Raw genomic sequence first — 18,149 nt, forward strand, 5'->3', positions numbered from 1 at the left:
GTTCGCCGTACCGCCGGCAGTGCCGCGGGGGCCAGTCTCGGTGCCATGACGACCACTGAAGTCCGCAACGACGACCTCCTCCGCTTCGCGCTCAAGCTCGACGGCGTCGCCTCGGGCGGCCTGGGCCTGCTCGCGCTCCTGATCGACCTCCCGCTGGGCCTGCCGCGGGGTTTGACCCTCGGTCTCGGCGCATTCCTGGTCGCTTACGGGATCGGCGTCTTCCTGCTGGGCGTGCGCCCGATCCGGCCGCTGGTCGCGGTGGTGGTGATCGGCAATTCGCTGTGGGTGGTGGACAGCTTCCTCACCGCGTTCGCCGGTTGGTTCCCGGTGACCGGCCTGGGGGTTTTCGTGATCGTCGCCCAGGCGCTCGCCGTGCTCGGTTTCGTCACGCTCCAGGTGCTGGGCCTGCGGCGCTCGGCCTGAGCGCCCGGCCGGCCCGCCGCCCTCCCGCACGGGGCCGGGACGTCGATCCCCGCCCGCGCCGCCACGGTCACCGGACCGTGGCGGCCGTGCCGTTCCCCCGACCCGGCACCTTAGGGTTCGGCTCGTGTTGGACGTCCTCCGCGCCGTCGGGTTGTTCGCCGTGACCAACGTCGACGACATCGTGCTGCTCGCGCTGTTCTTCGCCCGCGGGGTGCCGCCGTGGCGGGTGGTGCTCGGCCAGTACGCGGGGTTCGCGGCGATCCTGGCGGTGGCCGTGGCGGCGGCCCTGGGCGCGACCCTGCTGCCGCCGTCGGCGCTGCCGTGGCTGGGCCTGCTGCCGCTGGCGCTGGGTCTCAAGGCGGCGTGGCGGGCGTGGCGCGGCGGCGCCGACGACGACGAGCCCGCCGCGACCGGGGCGCTGGGCGTCGCGGCGGTGACCCTGGCCAACGGCGGCGACAACATCGGCGTCTACGTGCCGGTGTTCGCCACCACGGGCGTGACCCCGTACGTGGTCGTCTTCCTGGTGCTGGTGGCGGTCTGGTGCGCGGCCGGCCGTTGGTTCGCCACGCGTCCCGTGATCGCCCGCGCCCTGAGCCGTTGGGGCCACGTGGTGCTGCCGGTCGTGCTGATCGCGATAGGCGTCCTGATCCTGCTGGGCTAGCCCGTGAAGCCCTTGAAGATGTTGGTGAACTCGTACTGGGACTGGGCGATGCTGCTGCACGTCGGCGAGATGCCGCCACCCGGGCAGCCGCCGTTGTCGCGGCCGACCGACCAGAACCCCAGCAGCCCGATCTTGTTGGTGTTCGCCCAGCTCACCAGCTTGCGCGCGTGGGCCTGGGTGAACACCTTGCCGTTGAAGTTGCGGCCGATCATGGGGGTGACCCCGAGCAGCCGCTTCAGCTCGGCGTCCGACTTGGCGGGCCAGATCTGCTTCATCTGCCGCAGGCTGCTCTCGGCGGCCGCGATGACGGCGTCGCCCCAGTCCGCGCGGGAGGAGCCGAACTCCATGGTCATCGGGTTCACCAGGACGGTGAGGCCCTTCGCCGCCGCGTTCTGGAGGACCTGCACCGAGTACGGGTCCATGCCGTAGTCGTCGCCCTGCACGCGCATGGTGTAGCTGATCGCCGTGCCGCGCTCGGTCTGGAGCTTCTTCAGCGCGGTGTTGACCAGGTCGTGCGGGATGGTGGCCTCGACGTCCACGTCCAGGTGGTTGCTGCCGACCGCGTCCAGGACCTTCTTGTACGCCGCGAGCAGGGCGTCGGCGGTGGCGCAGGAGTACTCCAGGTACGGGCCGGCGGCCCCGCCGGTGGCCACGACGACGTCGCCGCCGAGGGCCTTCAGCGCGCGCACGTCGTTGACGATCCGGCTGTCGTTGATCGGGATGGTGCCGCCCCACGACGGGTTGCAGCCGGTGCTGTCGGCGAGCGCGAACGCGAGCGTGAACACCTTCTGGCCGGTCGCCCGCGCCACGGACTCCAACGACGGCGTGGGCATGGTGATGTCCACGTACGGCGCGGACTTCAGGCCGCCGGGCGGCGCCGGGCCGTCACTCGAAGTCGTGGTCGTCGTCGTCGTCGTCGTGGTCGTCGTGGTGGTGGTCGTCGTCGTGGTCGTGCTGGTGGTCGTCGTGCCACCGGTGCAGGGCTGGCCGTTGAGCTTGCAGTTCTGCGGCAGCCCCGAGCCGTTGACCAGGAAGCCGAACGACGCCGACGCGCCGGCCGCCAGGGACCCGTTGTACTCGCGGTTGGTGAACGCGTGGTGGGTGCCGCTGCTGGTCAGCGACGCGTCCCAGTACGACCCCGGGGTGGTGCCCGGGGGCAGGTCGAACTCGACCTTCCACCCGGTCATCGGCGCGGAGCCGGCGGTGACGGTGAACCTGCCCTGGTAGCCGGAGCTCCACGAGGAGTCCTGCCCGAACACCGCGGTGGGCGTCGGGGCGGCGCCCGCGGGGGCGGTCAGCAGCAGTCCGGCGGTCACGACCGCGGCGGCGCCCGCCGCCAACGCGGACAGGACCTTGCGCATCGAAGACGACATCGCACCTACTCCCGTGCAGGGGGGAACGGGGTGGGAGTGGTGCGGGAGCGTGGGGCGCGGCACGCCCCCACACCACGTTCTCGGCGGTGCCCTCGCGACTGTCAGCACCGACAAGGTGACGGTAGGTGGCCTAGACCACCGCGTCAATGGGTCTAGACCTTTTCGTCGTACACGCGCCGGAACCCGTGAATGGGAGACTGGGCCGGTGGACGCACCCCCCTGGCCCGCCGGCACCGCGACCGGCATCGGTTCGCTGCCCGGCACCGACCCCCTGGAAGCCGCCCGAGTGGTGCTCGGCGAGCTGCCCGACCTGCCGCACCTGCCCGAGCTGCCCGCGCGGGGCGTCGGCGCGGACATGATCGGCCGCACGGCCGGCCTGCTGGTCGACCTGCCGGTCGAGGTGGTCCCCTCCGGCTACCGGACGGCCGCCCACCCCGGCCGGGACCACCGGCGGGCCGTGGACCTGATGCGCCGCGACCTCGACGCGTTCGAGGAGGCGGCCGACCCCGCGCCGCCGGAGGTGGTCAAGGTCCAGGCCGCCGGGCCGTGGACGCTCACCGCGAGCGTCGAGCTGCCGCGCGGCCACCGCGTGCTCACCGACCGGGGCGCGCTGCGCGAGTTCACCGCGTCGCTCGCCGAGGGGCTCAACCGGCACGTCGCCGAGGTCGCCAGGCGCACCGGCGCGCGGGTCGTGGTGCAGCTGGACGAACCGGCGCTGCCCGCCGTGCTGCGCGGCCTGCTGCCCACGCCGTCCAAGCTCGGCACGGTCCCCGCCGTCCCCGAGCCCGAGGCCCAGGCCACCCTCCAGGCCGTCGTCGAGGCGGTGGAGGCCGACGTGGTCGTGCACTGCTGCGCGCCGCGCCCGCCCATCACCCTGATGCGCCGGGCGGGCGCGCGCGCCGTCTCGTTCGACGTGACCGCGCTGGACGAGACGAGCTGGGACGAGGTCGGCGAGGCCTGGGAGGAGAAGACCCGGCTGTTCCTGGGGCTGACCCCCGGCACCGACCCGACCCGGCCGCCGACCCTGAAGTCCCTCGCGGACCCCGCCCTGACCCTGGTGGACCGCCTGGGCTTCCCGCGCGACATCCTAGGCACGCACGCCGTCGCGACCCCGACCTGCGGCCTGGCCGGCGCGAGCGCCTCGTGGCTGCGCCGCTCCCTGGCCCTGACCCGCGACCTGGCCAAGTCCTTCACCGAACCCCCGGAAACCTGGTAACCCCGCGAGTCGTACGCCCAGACCCCGCGAGTCGTACGTTCGCGACCCCCGAGTTCAACGTTCAGGACGTCGCGAACGCTGAACTCGGGGGTCTTGGACGTACGACACGACGGTCCGGGACGTACGACTCGCGCGGGGTCAGAGGCGGGTGAACGGGGTGGCGTAGTGGAACTCGCCGCGCAGGCCGGAGTGGTAGGTGGTCAGCGGGCGCACCTGGAAGTACGGGGTCCACTCGGGGACCGGGGGCGTGATGCCCAGGTCCGCGGCGGGGCGGAAGCCGAAGCGGGAGTAGTAGTCGGGGTCGCCGAGCAGGGCGACCAGCGGCTCGCCCAGGCCGTCCGCCACGCCCAGCGCGGTGTGCACCAGCGCCTTGCCCACGCCGGCGCGCTGCCGCGCGGGCAGCACGCTCAACGGCCCCAGCCCCAGCGCCGGCGCGCCGCCCACCGAACCCCGCGTGCACACCACGTGCCCCACGACCTCGCCGTCCGCCTCGGCCACCAGGGACAGCGCCGGGATCCACCCCGGGTCGGCCCGCAGCTCGCCGACCAGCCGCGCCTCCCCGCCGGGGTTCGCCGCGAACGCGGCCTCGGTCACGGCCCGGATCGCCTCGACGTCGGCGGGCGTCTCACGTCTGATCAACACGCCCCGCAGCCTACGACCACCCCAGCCCACGAGCCTCCAGCCCACGAGCCTCCAGCCCACGCGCCCGCCGGTCCACGCGCCCGCCGGCCCCCAGCCCCGCCGCCTACGACCCCACCGCGCGCACGCCGGCCGGCAGCTCCGCGCCGCGCAGGAACCCCAGCAGCACCTCCCGGAACGCCCGCCCGGCCGACGTCGGCGCCGCGTCGGTGCGGTGCGCCAGCGCGACGGTCCGCCCCGCGCCCGGCGTCAGCGGCGTGCCGTGCAGCGACCGCGCGGCCAGCACCGTCGACGGCACGACCGCCACGCCCAGCCCGACCTCCACGAACCGCAGCACCGCGTCCATCTCGCCGCCCTCCACCGCGAACACCGGCTCGAACCCGGCCCGCCGGCACTCGGCCAGCGTGGTCTCCCGCAGGTCGTAGCCGGGCCGGAACATCACCAGCGGCTGCCCGCGCAGGTCGGTCCACCGCATCCGGGGCACGCCCAGCGGTTCCGCCGAGGCCACCACCAGCTCCTCCCGCAGCACCGGCACCACGGTCAGCGCCCGGTCCGCGTCGGCGGGCGACACGATCACCAGCGCCAGGTCCAGGTCGCCCGCCTCCAGCGCGGTCACCAGGTCCCGCGACCCGCCCTCGGTCACCGACACGCGCACGCCGGGGTAGGCGTCGTGGTAGCGCTTGATCACGTCCGCGAACAGGCTGCCGCACAGGCTCGGCGTCGCGCCCACCCGCACGCGCCCGCGCCGCAGCCCCACCAGCTCGGCCACCTCCAGCCGCGCCGTGTCCACATCGGACAGGATGCGGCTCGCCACCGGCAGCAGCGCCTCGCCCGCGGGCGTCAGCGAGATGTTGCCGCGGGCCCGGCTGAACAGCGCCGCGCCCAGCTCCTTCTCCAGCGCGTGGATCTGCTTGGACAGTGAGGGCTGCGCCACACGCACCTCCGCCGCGGCGCGCGTGAAGTGCCGCGTCCTGGCCACTGCCAGGAAGTACGCGAGCTGCTGGAGCGTCATAGCCCCAGGCTATCCACAGGCAGCCCACGATGTATTGGACGACTCGTGGAGCGCGTTCCTAACGTCTGGCGCGTGGACACGATCCGGCTCTACCGCACCACCGTCGGCAAGAAAGCCGTCATGGCGGTCACCGGCGCGGTGCTGCTGCTGTACGTCGTCGCGCACATGCTCGGCAACCTCACGATCTTCTCCGGCCCGGGTGCGATCGACGGCTACGGCCGGTGGCTGCGCGAGGTCGGCGCCGTCTGGCCGACCAGGGCCGCCCTGCTCGTGGCCGTCGCGCTGCACTTCACCGCCGCGTACCAGCTCACCGCGCGGGCCCGCCGCGCCCGCGGCCGCTACGCCCACCGGCGGCCCGTCCGGGGCGGCTACGCGGCCCGCACCATGCGCTGGGGCGGCGTGGTCATCGCCCTGTTCGTGGTCTACCACCTGCTCGACCTGACCGCCGGGTGGCTCAACCCGCACGGCGTGCCCGGCGAGATCCACGCGAACGTGGTGGCGGACTTCCGGCACTGGTACGTGGTGCTGGCCTACACCGTCGCGGTCCTCGCCCTCGCCCTCCACGTCCGCCACGGCGTGTGGAGCGCGACCCGGAGCCTGGGCGTCACCACCTCCCGCGCGATCGGCCTGGTCACCGCCACCGCCCTCGCCGCGGGCTTCCTGTCCGTCCCCTTCGCCGTCTTCACCGGGTTGGTGAGCTGACATGCCGGAAAACCCCTACACCGAGGGCGCGCCCCTCCACGACCAGCGCGTGCCCGGGGGCCCCGTCGAGCAGCGCTGGGACCGCCGCCGCTTCTCCGCGCGCCTGGTCAACCCCGCGAACCGGCGCAACCGCTCGGTGATCGTGGTCGGCACGGGCCTGGCCGGCGGTTCGGCCGCGGCGACGCTCGCCGAACTGGGCTACCGCGTCACGTCGTTCTGCTACCAGGACAGCCCGCGCCGCGCCCACAGCATCGCCGCGCAGGGCGGCATCAACGCCGCCAAGAACTACCGCAACGACGGCGACAGCGTGTGGCGGCTGTTCCACGACACCGTCAAGGGCGGCGACTTCCGCTCCCGCGAGTCGAACGTGCACCGGCTCGCGCAGATCAGCGTGGAGATCATCGACCAGTGCGTGGCGCAGGGCGTGCCGTTCGCCCGCGAGTACGGCGGCCTGCTCGACACCAGGTCCTTCGGCGGCGCCCAGGTGTCCCGCACCTTCTACGCCCGCGGCCAGACCGGGCAGCAGCTCCTGCTGGGCGCCTACCAGGCCCTGTCCCGCCAGGTCGCGGCCGGCCGCGTCGAGGTGCACGCGCGCACCGAGATGCTGGACCTGGTCGTGGTCGACGGCCGGGCCCGCGGCATCGTGGCGCGCGACCTCGTCACCGGCGAGGTGTCCACGCACCTCGCGGACGCCGTCGTGCTCGCCACCGGCGGCTACGGCAACGTGTTCCACCTGTCCACCAACGCCAAGGGCAGCAACGCCACCGCGATCTGGCGGGCCCACCGCCGCGGCGCGCTGTTCGCCAACCCGTGCTTCACCCAGATCCACCCGACGTGCATCCCGGTCAGCGGCGACCACCAGTCCAAGCTCACCCTGATGAGCGAGTCGCTGCGCAACGACGGCCGCGTGTGGGTGCCGCGCGACCGGGACGACCGCCGCGCGCCCGGCGACGTCCCCGAGGCCGAGCGCGACTACTTCCTGGAGCGCCTGTACCCGAGCTTCGGCAACCTCGTGCCCCGCGACATCGCCTCCCGCGCCGCGAAGAACGCCTCCGACGAGCAGCGCGGCGTGTACCTGGACTTCGCCGACGCCCTCGCCCGCCTCGGCCGCGACGTGGTGGAGCAGCGCTACGGCAACCTGTTCGAGATGTACGAGCGCATCACCGGCGACGACCCGTACCGGCAGCCGATGCGCATCTACCCGGCCGTGCACTACACCATGGGCGGCCTGTGGGTGGACTACGACCTGCGGTCGACCATCCCCGGCCTATACGTGATCGGCGAGGCGAACTTCTCCGACCACGGCGCGAACCGGCTCGGCGCCAGCGCGCTGATGCAGGGCCTCGCGGACGGCTACTTCGTGCTGCCGGGCGTGATCGGCGACTACCTGGCCGACGCGCCGTTCGACCCCGTGACCGCCGACCACCCGGCCGTGGCCGACACGGCGTCCGAGGTGCGCGGTCGGCTCAAGGCGCTGCTGGCGGTGCGGGGCGACCGCACGGTCGAGTCGTTCCACCGCGAGCTGGGGCGGCTCATGTGGGACGAGTGCGGCATGGAGCGCGACGAGGCCGGCCTGCGCAAGGCGCTGGAGCGCATCCCGCAGCTGCGCGAGGAGTTCTGGCAGCGGGTGCTGGTGCCCGAGGGCGCCGACCTCAACCAGGAGCTGGAGAAGGCGGGCCGCGTCGCCGACTTCCTGGAGCTGGCCGAGCTGATGTGCGTGGACGCCCTGCACCGCGCCGAGTCCTGCGGCGGCCACTTCCGGACCGAGAGCCAGACCCCCGGCGGCGACGCGCTGCGCGACGACGACCGCTTCTCCTACGTCGCAGCCTGGGAGCACACCGGCGTGGGCCGACCGCCCGTGCTGCACCGGGAAGAACTCGTCTTCGAGCACGTCACGCCCACCACCAGGAGCTACGCGTGAAACTCATCCTGAGGATCTGGCGGCAGCACGGCCCCACCGGGCGGCTGGTCGACTACGCCGTGGACGGCCTGTCGCCGGACATGTCGTTCCTGGAGGCGCTCGACGTGCTCAACGAGCGGCTGATCACCTCCGGCGAGCGGCCCGTGGCGTTCGACCACGACTGCCGCGAGGGCATCTGCGGCGCGTGCGGCGTCGTCATCAACGGCGAGGCGCACGGGCCGCAGCGCGCCACCACCGCCTGCCAGCTGCACCTGCGCCACTTCCGCGACGGCGACGTGATCACCGTCGAACCGTGGCGCGCCGGGCCGTTCCCGGTGGTGCGCGACCTGGTCGTGGACCGGTCGGCGCTCGACCGCGTCGTGGCCGCCGGCGGGTACGTCGGCGTGCCGACCGGCAGCGCCCCGGACGCCCACGCGGTGCCCGTGCCCAAACCCGACGCGGACACCGCGTTCGAGGCGGCGGCCTGCATCGGCTGCGGCGCGTGCGTGGCGGCCTGCCCCAACGGGTCGGCCATGCTGTTCACCGCCGCCAAGGCCACCCACCTGGGCGTGCTGCCGCAGGGCCAGCCCGAGCGGTGGTCTCGGGCGCGCGACATGGTCGACGAGCACGACGCGGCCGGGTTCGGCGGCTGCACCAACACCGGCGAGTGCGCGGTCGCCTGCCCCAAGGGCATCCCGCTCACCACCATCGCCCGCCTCAACGCCGACCTGCTGCGCGCCCACACCACCCGCCGGGGCGCGTAGTTCAATGGGGCCATGAGCTGGTTCCGCCGACGCCGAGAGCCCGACCCCGAGCCCGTCCACCTGCCCAACCCGGACGAGGCGGCGGCCGCGTTCTGGGCCGCGTGGCACGACCTGCTGCCCTCGGTGAGCGCGGCGCTCGGCGACCGCGCCCCCGAACGGGTCGAGGACCGGCTCGCCGAACTCGTCGCCGACGTCCACCCCGACCTGCGCTTCTCCCTCGAACGCGGGCACCGGGCCATCTACGCGCTCGTGGTCACCGGCCAGGAGGACCCGCGGCTGCGGCCGTGGACCGACGCCTGGATCGCCGCCGCGCCCGCCGAGGACATGATCTGGGAGTACCACGACTCGGTGCCGCCCGTGCCGGACCCGACGGAGGTGACGATCAACCTCGGCCCGCGGCGGCTGCGGCTGGCGGACGTGCGGGTGGCGGCGCAGGTGTCCGACGGCCTGGTCGACGTCGCCGTCTGGCACCCCGGTTTCGCCGACCTCGACGACGCGTCCCGGGAACGGCTGACGTTCCTCCCCCTGGACGTCACGCTCGGTGAGCGGTTGGCCGGTGAACGCCTCGGCCGGGTGGAGACCGCGGTGACCGAACCGGAGGGCGCGATCGGCCTGCTGGAATTCCGCGACCTCATCCGCGGCACAGGTGAGCGCCCCTCCTGAAATTGTCATACCCCCTGGCTAGGCTGACCGCGTGACCAGCAGCGACCCGTTGAACCCGGCCGAGCTCCCCGCCGAGGGCGTCGAGGACGTGCCCGCCGACGCGCGGGAGGCGCACGCCGCCCTCGCGGAGGTGGTGCGCGACCACCAGTTCCGCTACTACGTCAAGGACGCGCCCACGATCAGTGACGGCGAGTTCGACGCGCTGCTGCGCCGGCTGGAGGCCATGGAGGAGGCCCACCCCGGCCTGGTCACGCCCGACTCGCCCACCCAGCGCGTCGGCGGCACCTTCTCCACCGAGTTCACCGCGGTCGACCACCTGGAGCGGATGCTCAGCCTGGACAACGCGTTCTCGGCCGACGAGCTGCGCGCCTGGTTCGAGCGGGTCCACCGGGAGGTCGGTGACGACGTCCACCTGCTGTGCGAGCTGAAGATCGACGGCCTGGCGATCAACCTGCTGTACGAGGGGGGCAGGCTGGTCCGGGCGCTCACCCGCGGCGACGGGCGCACCGGCGAGGACGTGACGCTCAACGTCCGCACGCTGCGGGACGTGCCCGAGACCCTGACCGGCACCGACGAGTACCCGGTGCCCGACTTGGTCGAGGTGCGCGGCGAGGTGTTCTTCGCCGTGGAGGACTTCCTGGAGCTCAACGCCAGCCTGGTCGAGGCGGGCAAACCGCCGTTCGCCAACCCGCGCAACACCGCCGCCGGCTCGCTGCGGCAGAAGGACCCCAAGGTCACCGCGTCGCGCAGGCTGCGCCTGATCTGCCACGGCTTCGGCAAGCGCGAGGGCTTCGAGCTGACCAGGCAGTCCGAGGCGTACGAGGCGCTCAGCGCCTGGGGCCTGCCCACGTCGCCGCACACGAAGGTGCTCACCGCGTTCGAGGACGTCGAGGCGCACGTCGCGTACTGGGGCGAGCACCGGCACGACGCCGTCCACGAGATCGACGGCGTGGTGATCAAGGTCGACGAGGTGGCGCTCCAGCGCAGGCTGGGCAGCACCTCGCGCGCGCCGCGCTGGGCGATCGCGTTCAAGTACCCGCCGGAGGAGGCGACCACCACCCTGCTCGACATCAAGGTGCAGGTCGGGCGCACCGGCCGGGTCACCCCCTACGCCGTGATGGAGCCGGTGAAGGTGGCGGGCTCCACGGTCGCGCGGGCCACCCTGCACAACGCGAGCGAGGTCAAGCGCAAGGGCGTGCTGATCGGCGACCGCATCGTGATCCGCAAGGCCGGCGACGTGATCCCCGAGGTGCTCGGCCCGGTGGTCGACGCGCGGCCCGCCGACGCCCGCGAGTTCGAGATGCCCACGACGTGCCCGGAGTGCGGCCACGTGCTGCGCCCCATGAAGGAGGGCGACGTCGACATCCGCTGCCCCAACGCGGCCGGGTGCCCCGCCCAGCTGCGGGAACGCCTCGCCTACCTGGCGTCGCGGTCGGCGCTGGACATCGAGGTGCTGGGCTACGAGGCGGCCGCGGCCCTGGTCGACTCGGACGCGTACGGCGACGAGGGCGACCTGTTCGCGCTGACCGCCGACGACCTGCTGGCCGTGGGCCTGTTCCGCACCAAGGAGGGCGCCCTCACCGCGAACGGCGCCAAGCTGCTGGACAACCTGGAGGCGGCCAAGGAACGTCCACTGTGGAGGATCCTGGTGGCCCTCTCCGTCCGCCACGTAGGCCCCACGGCGGCCCGCGCGCTGGCCCGGGAGTTCGGCTCGGTCGACCGCATCGTGGCCGCCTCGGAGGAGGAGCTGGCGGCGGCGGAGGGCGTGGGCCCCACGATCGCCGCCGCCGTGCGCGAGTGGGTCGACACCCCGTGGCGGCAGGAGGTGGTCGAGAAGTGGCGCGCCGCCGGGGTGCGGGTGGAGGAGGAGCGCGACACCTCGGTGCCGAGGAACCTGGAGGGGCTGTCGATCGTGGTGACGGGTTCGCTGGAGGGCTTCTCGCGCGACGAGGCCAAGGAGGCGATCCTCGGGAGGGGCGGGAAAGCCGCCGGGGCGGTGTCGAAGAAGACGGCGTTCGTGGTGGTGGGGGAGGCGCCGGGGTCGAAGGCCGACAAGGCGGTGCAGCTGAAGGTGCCGGTGCTGGACGAAGCGGGGTTCCGCGTGCTGCTGGAGGAGGGCCCGGAGGCGGCGACCAAGGTGGCGATCGTGGAAGAGGAGGCCCCCACCCCACCCGAACACCCCTGAGCCGCCCCCACACGATCGGGTGGCACCAGCCGCCCAACGTACGAAAACGCCGTTACGGCCATCGGTTGAAGAATGAGGCCCCGACCAACCCCCGCCCCGTCCCACCACCACCCCCTCCCACTCCACCACCCCGCTCCGCTCGCCCCACCCCGCCCTGCTCCGCCCGCCCACCCACGTGTCGCACCGCTACCCGACCACCTGCACGGCACACCGCCGCCCGCACACGGCATCGCTACGCCGCAGCCCCCACGCCATCACCGCAACACCACCACCGCAACGTCGCCTCACCCCTGCCACCGCCCTCACCCGGGCGCCCGCACACCGTCCCCGCGCCGGCCGCCCCTCGCGCCGGCCGCCCCTCGCGCTGGCTGGCCCCGCGCCGCCCCCCCGCCGGCTGGTCGCCCGCGCTGCTGCCCTCTGTCCCTGCACCGCCGCTCCCCGCAACCGCCCTCCGCTGCCGGGAGCCGGCTGTTGCTCCTGCCCGGGTTCGGGGCCGGTTCGGGTTCGGGGTGGTGGGAACAGGGCGGCGGGGCGGGAGGGTGGGCGTGGGAGCCTTCGCTAGTCGGTTCGCCGCGTCGTGCGCAGCAGGTATTCCTTGCGGTTGAGCGGGTTCTGGTCGGTGCGCGACCTCGTCGGGACCTGGCTGCCGGACACGGGGGAGTAGTGGGAGAAGCTGGTCTCCAATACGCCTTCGCCGCGAGTCAGCGCGGGCAGTTCGCGCTGGAGCGGGTGAACGGACGCGGCCGGGATTTCGCCCTCGATGACGATCACTCGTTCGTGTGACCGAGGTGGATCGGCGGCCGGCTGAGCGGTGGGCGGTTGCGTGGTGGGCGGTCGTGACGGGGGTTCGGCCAACCACGGCGTGGTGGACAGGGGCACCGCCCGGAGCCGCGCCATCACCGGGCCGACCGCCCCCAACGCCTCCTCCGGCGCCTCCAAGCGGAACCGGTGCACCGGCTCGTGCACCTCGACCCCCGCGACCCGCAACGCCTCCACCAGCACCAACGGGGTCAGCAACCGGAAATCCCCCGCCGTGGACGACATGGTCTTGTCGAACGTCGCGTGCGCGTGCGACTGCCGCGCCCAGTAGCCCGCGCGCGTCATCGTCACCGCGCACCCCGTCACCGGCCACCCGAACAGCCCCTGCGCCAACGTCTCCCGCACCGCCTCCTCCACCGCGCGGAAGAACGCGAACGGCATCGAGCCCAGCTCCACCCCGATCCGGAACGACACCCCCTCGCCCGGCTCGACCCGCAAACCGACCGTCGCCAGGAACGGGTTGTCACCCTGCTTGATGAACTCCACCGCTTCCCCGACCCCCACCGGCCGCTCCACGCACACGACCGATGTCTCCCGGAAGCCGACCTCCAGACCGTGCTCCGCGGCCAGCGTCGCGGCGAGGACCTCCTTCTGCACCTCCCCGTACAGCGACACCCACACCTCGCGCCGCACGTCGTCCTGCCGCACGTCGATCAGCGGGTCCTGCTCGGCCAGCTGCGCCAACGCCGCGTGCAGCGCGCCCCGGTCCTCCTCCCGCGCGGGCACCACGACCGCCTCCAGCGACGGTGGGGCGAACCGGTACGCCGAACCAGGTGACACCCGATCGACCGACCCCGAACCGACCGACCCCGAATCAAGCGACCCCGAACCAGGCGACCCCGAGCCGGGCGCCACCCCCACCAGGTCACCGACGCGGACGTCCCCCAGCCCCCACAGCTTCGCCACCTGCCCGGCCGCCATCGACCCCGCCCGCACCACCTCGGCCCCGCGCGCGAACACCCCGATCGCCGTGACCTTCCCGCTCGCCAGGCGATCCCGCACCCGCACGGTCCCCGAGAACAACCGCACGAACGCCACCCGCTCGCCCGCCGCATCCCGCTCGACCTTGAACACCACCCCGGACACCGGCCCGGACGGGTCGCCACCGGCCGCCGGCAGCAGCTCGACCAGGCCGTCGACCAGCGCGCCCACCCCGGCGCCCGTGATCGCCGACCCGAAGTACACCGGGTGCACCCACCCCCGCCGCGACTGCGACACCAGCGCCGGCCACACGTCCACCGCCGCGCCCTCGGCGTAAGCGGCCAGGAGCGCGTCGTCCCGTTCGGCCAGCACCTCCAGGGCGTCGGCCGCCACGCCGAAGTCGACCTCGGCGGCCCGCGTCCCCGCGTCCCGCACGACCCCCATGCCGACGACCGCGGGCGTCAGCAGGGTCGAGACCTCCCGCAGCACCCGTTCGGGCCGCGCCCCGCCGCGGTCCACCTTGTTCACGAACACCAGCGTCGGGATCCGCAGCCGCCGCAGGGCCCGCATCAGCACGCGGGTCTGGGGCTGCACCCCCTCGACCGCCGAGACGACCAGCACCGCGCCGTCGAGCACGCCGAGCGCCCGTTCCACCTCGGCGATGAAGTCGGGGTGGCCGGGGGTGTCGACCAGGTTGACGGTGGTGCCGCCGACGACGAACGACACCACGGCCGACTTGATGGTGATGCCGCGCTGCCGCTCCAGCGCGAGCGTGTCGGTCCGGGTGCTGCCCTCGTCGACGCTGCCGACCTCGTCGACGGCGCCGGCGACGTGCAGCAGCCGTTCGGTCAGGCTGGTCTTACCGGCGTCGACGTGCGCCAGGATCCCCAGGTTGAGCGTGCGTGCCAAGTGCCGTGCCCTCCGTGCGCGCGATGACGATGCCCTGGAAGCGCACAGCAGCTCGCACGACCAACGACCTCCTCGATCGACAGCACGGATCCGCACCACCCAACAGCGCGCCGGGCGCGCGGCGCAACCGGATTACCGCGGGAAGCGCACCACCCACCGCTTCTGCCACGGCGTTTCCACCGCGCGCCGGTGGTAGTGCGAGCGCGTCCACGCCACCGCCTCCTCCGCCGGCACGCCCGCCAGCACGGCCAGGCACGCCACGGTGGTGCCGGTGCGCCCGATCCCGCCGCCGCACGCCACCTCGACCCGTTCGCCGGCCAGCGCCCGCGCGTGCAGGTCCTTGATCAGCGACACGGCCCGTTCGTGGTCGCGCGGCAGCCGGAAGTCCGGCCACTCGACCCACTCGTGCGGCCACGTGAACGAGTGGGCCCGCCGCATCCGGGCCGATCCCAGGTAGAGCCCGTAGTCCGGCTCCCCCTCAGGGGTCGGGTTCCGTAAGCCCCGTCCGCGCACCATCGCGCCGTCGGGCAGTCGAATCGCTCCTGGCAAGGTCATCCCGACATCATCGCCAGGTCGACGCCGGCCCCTCCTCGCGGGGCAGCCGAACCGCGGTGGGCGCCACCGGGCCGGTGTTGGAGACCGGCAGGCGACCCGGGTCGACGCGCACCTCGACCGCTGAACCGTCCCCCGGCCGGCCCCGCCACCGACGACCCCCGCCACCGACCACACGGCTCGACGCCCCGTCGCGCCGGGGGATGGACCCGCGCCGAACCGCTCGTGGACACTGCACCGGGCGACAACCGTCAGACGATCGGAGGACCGGGACGATGGCCGACGTCGTGGTGAGACCCGCGCGGGAGGACGAGTGGCCGGCGGTCGGCGCCGTCACGGTGGCCGCCTACCGGGCCGACCGGCACATCGACAGCCACACCGGCGGCTACGCCGACGTGCTGGCCGACGCGCGGACCAGGGCGCGGCAGGCGGAGCTGCTGGTGGCCGTCGACGAGGGGGGCGCGGTGCTCGGCACCGTCACGATCGCCCGGCCGGACTCCCCGTACGCCGAGGTCGGCGAGGCGGGCGAGATCGAGTTCCGGATGCTCGCGGTGGACCCGCCGGCCCGCGGGCGCGGCGTCGGCGAGGCCCTGGTGCGCGCCGTCATCGCGCGGGCGCGCGAGCTGGGCGCGCGGCGGCTGGTGATGAGCAGCTCCGAGCACATGGCCGCGGCGCACCGCCTCTACCGGCGGCTGGGCTTCCACCGGCTGCCCGAGCGCGACTGGCGGCCGGTGCCGGGCGTGGACGTCGTCGCCCGCGCGTTCAGCCTCGAACTCGCATGACCTCGTCGTACAGCGACCGGTCGGCGCACGCGCGGTCGTAGAGCAGCTCCACCAGCGTCGCGTGGTCCAGCGACGCCAGGCGCTCGCGCAGCTCCTCGTCCTCCGCGTCCGGCGGCGGCACGGTCAGGCCCCGGTCGAGCAGCACCAGGCCGACCGCCACGCAGTGCTTGCAGAAGAAGCCCTGCGCCCCGTACGGGCACGAGCAGCTGCCCGCCAGGTGGTTGTCCCGCCACGCCAGCGACACCCGGTACGGGTCCGCGCCGACCACGACGCCGTCCACGTGCCGGGAGCGCACGACCAGCTCCACGACGGCGTCCCGGTACGTCAGGCCGCGCCAGTACGACTTGGCGCCCGCGTAGTGCCGGAGCAGGGCCTGGGTGAGCGTCTGCATGGCGGTATCCAACACCGTGTGGTTCGGTGGGCTTCGTGCTCCAGGCCTGTCTGAACGGCGCCCGCGAGCCGGGCAGCCACCCGAACCTGCCGATCACGCCCGACCAGCTGGCCGCGGCCGCCGCCGACTGCGCCGAGCTGGGCGTGGCCTCGTTCCACCTGCACCCGCGCGACGTGCTGGGCCGGGAGGTGCTGGCGGGTCCCGAGGTGGCCACCTCGGTGGCGGTCGTGCGGGCCGCCGTGCCGCACGCGGAGATCGGCGTGACCACGGGCGCCTGGATCGTGCCGGACCCGGCGCGGCGGGCGGACCTGGTGCGCGGCTGGGCGGTCCTGGCGGCGGGCCGGCCGGACTTCGCCTCGGTCAACGTGCACGAGGACGGCTGGCTCGACACCGCGGCGGCCCTGCGCGAGGCGGGCGTCGGCGTCGAGCTGGGGGTGTTCCACGAGCGGGCGGCCCGCGCGCTGCTCGACCACGGCCTGCCGCCCGGCGTGGTCCGCGTGCTGGCCGAGGTGCAGCCGGGCGAGGGCGTGGCGCACGCGGACCTGCTGCTGGACCTGCTCGTCCCGCTCGGCGCGCCGGTCCTGCTGCACGGCGAGGACGACAGCGCGTGGCCCGTGTTCGACCACGCGGTCGCGAGGGGGTTCGACACCCGCGTCGGCCTGGAGGACACCCTGGTGGACCGCGCGGGCGCGCCCGCGGTGGACAACGCGGCGCTGGTGGCGTCGGCCGCCGGAAAACCCGGTGGGGTCGGGCGGTGACCGGGATTACGCTCCGGCCATGGTGACCACGGACCGGCTGCTGGCGTTCGCGGCCATGTCGCTGCTGCTGATCGTCGTGCCCGGCCCGAGCGTGCTGTTCGTGGTGGGCCGGGCGCTGGCGCAGGGCCGCCGCACCGCGCTGATCACGGTCCTGGGCAACACGCTCGGCGCGTACGCGCTGGTGGTGGCCGTGGCGCTGGGCGTCGGGTCGGTGGTGGAGCGGTCGGCCCTCGTGTTCACGGCGCTGAAGCTGGTCGGCGCGGCCTACCTGGTCCACCTGGGCGTCAAGGCGCTGCGGACGCGGGGTTCGCTGCGGGCCGCGTTCGAGGGCGGCGGACCCGCGCACGGCGGCCTGCGCACGCTGTGGGAGGGGTTCGCGGTCGGGGTGGCCAACCCGAAGACGATCGTGTTCTTCGCCGCCGTGCTGCCCCAGTTCGTCGACCGGGCGCAGGGGCACGTGGTGGCGCAGATGTTGCTGCTGGGGCTGGTGTTCAACGTCATCGCGGTGCTGTGCGACAGCGCGTGGGGGCTGGTCGCGGCCACCGCGCGGGACTGGTTCGCGCGCTCGCCGCGCCGCATGTCCCTGGTCGGCGGCGTCGGCGGGTTCACCATGATCGGCCTGGGCGTGGCGGTCGCGGTGACCGGCCGCGAGGACTGACCCGCGCGGGCGGGAACCGGTCCCGAGCCGGCTCCCCGGGCGGCGGCGCGAGTCCGGCGGCAACCCCCATCCGGCAACCCCCACTCGGCAGCACCCCCGGTCCGGCGGCAACCCCTAGTCGGGCAGCACCACCGACACGATCCCGGCCAGGTGCGCCAGCCGCGCCACCTCCGCCGCCCGGAACATCGGCCCGCCGGGCCGCCCCACCAGCAGCACCCGGTCCGGCTTGCCCAGCGGCGTGGCGGCCAGCTCGGTCCCCAGCTCGCGCCAGGTCTCCGGCACCCAGTCGTCGTCGCCGTCGAGCACGGTCGCCCGCGCCAGCGGCAGCCACGGCGGCGACGGCAGGCCCGCCTCCGGCGCGGCGGACGACGCGGTCAGCAGGCGCACCGCGGCGCCGTCCCACGACACCACCACGGCCCACCCCGCCCGGATGATCTTCGGCACGCCCTCGGTGAACACCGCCAGCCCGTGCGCGGGCTCCTCCGCGACCTCCTCCACCAGCTCCAGCTCGCGGTGGGTGTCCAGCACGCCCGCGTACGGCCGCACCGCGTCCACCTCGACGCCCTCGATGGACTCGGCCGCCGTGATGAGCACGTCCGGCAGCCTGCCGGAGGGCAGCTCGACCACCAGGTCGTCGATGGCCAGCCCGGCGCCGCGCTCCACCACGTCCACGCTGAGGATGTCGGCCCCGATCTCGCCGAGCGCGGAGGCGACGGCTCCCAGGGTGCCGGGACGGTCCGGGAGCTGGACCCGGATCAGGAAGGACACGGTGCACGCCTCCAGGCTGGAACGGACTTGCCGGCCGCTGATTCTCGCAGACG

18 protein-coding genes are annotated in these 18,149 nt (G+C 74.1%); 11 read left to right on the forward strand and 7 right to left on the reverse strand.

The features are described from left to right. Positions 1-45: 45 nt before the first annotated feature. A complete protein-coding gene (locus ACFV4N_RS04195) occupies positions 46-423 on the forward strand; it encodes a hypothetical protein (protein ID WP_499671039.1) in 378 nt (125 codons plus the stop codon). A gap of 124 nt (positions 424-547) precedes the next feature. Further along, complete coding sequence (locus ACFV4N_RS04200) at positions 548-1,084, forward strand: cadmium resistance transporter (protein WP_499671040.1); 537 nt, start codon at positions 548-550, stop codon at positions 1,082-1,084. Here the strand turns inward: ACFV4N_RS04200 and ACFV4N_RS04205 are convergent. Further along, positions 1,081-2,457 (reverse strand): cellulose binding domain-containing protein, encoded by a 1,377-nt coding sequence (locus ACFV4N_RS04205; protein WP_499671041.1) that lies wholly within the window; start codon positions 2,455-2,457, stop codon positions 1,081-1,083. The genes ACFV4N_RS04200 and ACFV4N_RS04205 overlap by 4 nt on opposite strands. Positions 2,458-2,662: 205 nt before the next feature. Between ACFV4N_RS04205 and ACFV4N_RS04210 the strand changes: the two genes are divergently transcribed. Next, positions 2,663-3,673: a methionine synthase gene (locus ACFV4N_RS04210; protein WP_499671042.1), complete on the forward strand. Its 1,011-nt coding sequence runs from the start codon at positions 2,663-2,665 to the stop codon at positions 3,671-3,673. 138 nt (positions 3,674-3,811) lie between these two features. Here ACFV4N_RS04210 and ACFV4N_RS04215 read toward each other — a convergent pair whose 3' ends face one another. Next, positions 3,812-4,315 carry a GNAT family N-acetyltransferase gene (locus ACFV4N_RS04215; RefSeq protein ID WP_499671043.1) on the reverse strand — a complete coding sequence of 168 codons (504 nt, stop codon included), beginning with the start codon at positions 4,313-4,315 and terminating at the stop codon, positions 3,812-3,814. 103 nt (positions 4,316-4,418) lie between these two features. Next, positions 4,419-5,324 (reverse strand): LysR family transcriptional regulator, encoded by a 906-nt coding sequence (locus tag ACFV4N_RS04220; protein ID WP_499671044.1) that lies wholly within the window; start codon positions 5,322-5,324, stop codon positions 4,419-4,421. Between the two features lie 72 nt (positions 5,325-5,396). Here ACFV4N_RS04220 and ACFV4N_RS04225 point away from each other — a divergent pair, with 72 nt between their 5' ends. From ACFV4N_RS04225 to ligA, 5 genes are read left to right on the forward strand one after another with little or no spacing between them, the layout of a single operon-like run. Then, entirely contained in the window at positions 5,397-6,026 is a 630-nt protein-coding gene (locus ACFV4N_RS04225; RefSeq protein WP_499671045.1) for a succinate dehydrogenase cytochrome b subunit, read from the forward strand. A 1-nt stretch (position 6,027) separates the two neighbouring features. Beyond that, positions 6,028-7,947: a fumarate reductase/succinate dehydrogenase flavoprotein subunit gene (locus tag ACFV4N_RS04230; RefSeq protein ID WP_499671046.1), complete on the forward strand. Its 1,920-nt coding sequence runs from the start codon at positions 6,028-6,030 to the stop codon at positions 7,945-7,947. Further along, positions 7,944-8,690, forward strand: coding sequence for a succinate dehydrogenase/fumarate reductase iron-sulfur subunit (locus tag ACFV4N_RS04235; RefSeq protein WP_499671047.1), 747 nt, complete (start codon positions 7,944-7,946; stop codon positions 8,688-8,690). The genes ACFV4N_RS04230 and ACFV4N_RS04235 overlap by 4 nt, the downstream gene beginning before the upstream one ends. A 12-nt stretch (positions 8,691-8,702) precedes the next feature. After that, a complete protein-coding gene (locus ACFV4N_RS04240; protein WP_499671048.1) occupies positions 8,703-9,353 on the forward strand; it encodes a hypothetical protein in 651 nt (216 codons plus the stop codon). Between the two features lie 31 nt (positions 9,354-9,384). Continuing rightward, the gene (gene ligA, locus ACFV4N_RS04245) at positions 9,385-11,538 is read left to right on the forward strand and encodes an NAD-dependent DNA ligase LigA (RefSeq protein WP_499671049.1); all 2,154 of its coding nucleotides are present in this window, start codon (positions 9,385-9,387) and stop codon (positions 11,536-11,538) included. A gap of 558 nt (positions 11,539-12,096) precedes the next feature. Here ligA and ACFV4N_RS04250 read toward each other — a convergent pair. After that, positions 12,097-14,187 (reverse strand): GTP-binding protein, encoded by a 2,091-nt coding sequence (locus tag ACFV4N_RS04250; protein WP_499671050.1) that lies wholly within the window; start codon positions 14,185-14,187, stop codon positions 12,097-12,099. 132 nt (positions 14,188-14,319) lie between these two features. Next, a complete protein-coding gene (locus tag ACFV4N_RS04255; RefSeq protein ID WP_499671051.1) occupies positions 14,320-14,742 on the reverse strand; it encodes a protein-tyrosine phosphatase family protein in 423 nt (140 codons plus the stop codon). A gap of 272 nt (positions 14,743-15,014) precedes the next feature. Between ACFV4N_RS04255 and ACFV4N_RS04260 the strand changes: the two genes are divergently transcribed. Continuing rightward, entirely contained in the window at positions 15,015-15,521 is a 507-nt protein-coding gene (locus tag ACFV4N_RS04260) for a GNAT family N-acetyltransferase (RefSeq protein WP_499671052.1), read from the forward strand. Here the strand turns inward: ACFV4N_RS04260 and ACFV4N_RS04265 are convergent. Further along, entirely contained in the window at positions 15,502-15,912 is a 411-nt protein-coding gene (locus ACFV4N_RS04265) for an SWIM zinc finger family protein (RefSeq protein WP_499671053.1), read from the reverse strand. The genes ACFV4N_RS04260 and ACFV4N_RS04265 overlap by 20 nt on opposite strands. Before the next feature lie 26 nt (positions 15,913-15,938). Between ACFV4N_RS04265 and ACFV4N_RS04270 the strand changes: the two genes are divergently transcribed. Continuing rightward, positions 15,939-16,670: a 3-keto-5-aminohexanoate cleavage protein gene (locus ACFV4N_RS04270; RefSeq protein WP_499671054.1), complete on the forward strand. Its 732-nt coding sequence runs from the start codon at positions 15,939-15,941 to the stop codon at positions 16,668-16,670. 19 nt (positions 16,671-16,689) lie between these two features. Continuing rightward, positions 16,690-17,328: a LysE family translocator gene (locus ACFV4N_RS04275; protein WP_499671055.1), complete on the forward strand. Its 639-nt coding sequence runs from the start codon at positions 16,690-16,692 to the stop codon at positions 17,326-17,328. A 114-nt stretch (positions 17,329-17,442) separates the two neighbouring features. Here ACFV4N_RS04275 and ACFV4N_RS04280 read toward each other — a convergent pair whose 3' ends face one another. Continuing rightward, on the reverse strand, positions 17,443-18,096 hold the full coding sequence (locus ACFV4N_RS04280) for an ACT domain-containing protein (protein WP_499671056.1): 654 nt from the start codon (positions 18,094-18,096) through the stop codon (positions 17,443-17,445). Positions 18,097-18,149: the final 53 nt, after the last annotated feature.

This window comes from Actinosynnema sp. NPDC059797 (genome assembly GCF_042732085.1).
In the GTDB taxonomy this organism is placed as follows: domain Bacteria; phylum Actinomycetota; class Actinomycetes; order Mycobacteriales; family Pseudonocardiaceae; genus Actinosynnema.